The sequence below is a fragment of the Massilia sp. TSP1-1-2 genome, assembly GCF_049896185.1.
In the GTDB taxonomy this organism is placed as follows: domain Bacteria; phylum Pseudomonadota; class Gammaproteobacteria; order Burkholderiales; family Burkholderiaceae_D; genus Telluria_A.
Map to the genome: position 1 here is coordinate 1 of NZ_JAFCTU010000095.1, position 1,416 is coordinate 1,416.

Annotated in this window: 1 protein-coding gene and 1 pseudogene; one reads left to right on the plus strand and one right to left on the minus strand. The window is 61.4% G+C overall.

What is annotated here, in order from left to right; all coding sequences use genetic code 11:
- The coding region (locus ACP7BV_RS26975) for a hypothetical protein (protein ID WP_426107977.1) at positions 1–396 on the minus strand (396 nt) is incomplete at its 3' end.
- A 259-nt stretch (positions 397–655) separates the two neighbouring features.
- Here ACP7BV_RS26975 and ACP7BV_RS26980 point away from each other — a divergent pair.
- Positions 656–1,416 (plus strand): annotated as a pseudogene (locus ACP7BV_RS26980) (hypothetical protein); the annotation flags it as partial.

Below are 1,416 nucleotides of genomic sequence, written 5' to 3' on the forward strand. Positions count from 1 at the left end.
AGTCGCGTTCTGGGACTCAACCGAGCCGCACAGCAAGTAGCGCCGCACCGATGGCTCGATCCAGGTTCTTTCAGGTTCGATCAAATCGGATTGCGGCGCCAGCGGTGAGGAAAGGATGATGTCGAACACCGGACCTTGCAGCGCTGCTTCGGCCGCAGAAACGGGAGCAACAGGCACAGGCGGCGCTTCCACGATGGCAGTTGGCTCAGGTACTGGCTCGGCAGCCCTCCTGTCTCGCCAGACCCCAAACGCGGAGCGCGGCTTGACAGGCGTTGTGGCGCGCTCTTGCCCAATTGCTTGCTCCGCCTGGAGCAAACTGGCATCCGGCACTTTTCCAGAAGATACCAGGGACAAGGTAGCACTTTGGCCAATGTCTTCAAGTAGCTGCGACTTCATAATCTGCTACCCACTTCATAGTTCCCGAGCCAAGAGCTTAGCGCCTTTTGCAAAATTCGTTGGCGCAGTTTGTAAGAAGATGTGAGCCGGCACGCACCTGTGTGCGACTGACCAGCCCAGCTGGCATGATAAAATTTACAATCTTTAGACGGAGCTTGCCGAAGTCCGTTTGACTGCGTCTTGCACGCGCCGCCAAAGGCATCCATTGATAACTGCCCCCATCCTCGAGCGTGGCCCCTGGCGACTGCACACTGCGCTGATGCTGTCCTTGCTGGCTCACGGCCTGTTGCTGAGCGTCGCCTTGGGTGGGCAAACCTTCGGCCTCCCCGGACTCAATTTCCCTTGGAAAGAAAGGCGCCTGGGCGCCAATGATTTGCGCATCCTGCTTGCCCCGGCGCAGCCCGAGCCGCCCGCAACGCTGCCGGTGGTTGCCGCCACACCGCCCCCAGCCGTCGCCGACATGGCCGATACCGAGGCAGCCAAGGTTGCAATTGCGCCACCAGCACCGATGCCGGCCAAGGCCCCAGCGCAGCGGCCCAACGTAGACCTGCCGATCGCAGCCAACGCGCCACCGGTCAGAGCGCCCGCAGTCGCCGAGCGGCAAGTTAGTCCTGAGGCGGTACCACGGCCTGAACAGGAGGCTCTGGAACAGACACGGCTTGAGCAGGAAAAGCAAAGCACTGAAAGCGCCACGAACCGGGAAGCAGCCCGAATCGCCGCACAGCGTCAAGAGATGGCCAGGCAAGAGGCGACGCGACTAGAAGCAATGCGGCAAGAGCGCGCAACCCAGGAAGAAAAGGCTCAGCAGAATGCGCGGTTGGAAGCCGCCCGGCAAGAGCAGACAAGGCAAGCGCAGCTGGAAGCGGCGCGGCAGGCGCAAAACCAACTGGATGCTGCGCGCCAGGAAGCAGCAAGGCAAGAGGCGGCGCGACAAGCAGAGGTCAAGCAAAAGGCAGCGCAGGATACAGCGCAAGAGAAGACCCGCCATGTGCATGGTGGCGTTGTCCCAGAACGCGAATT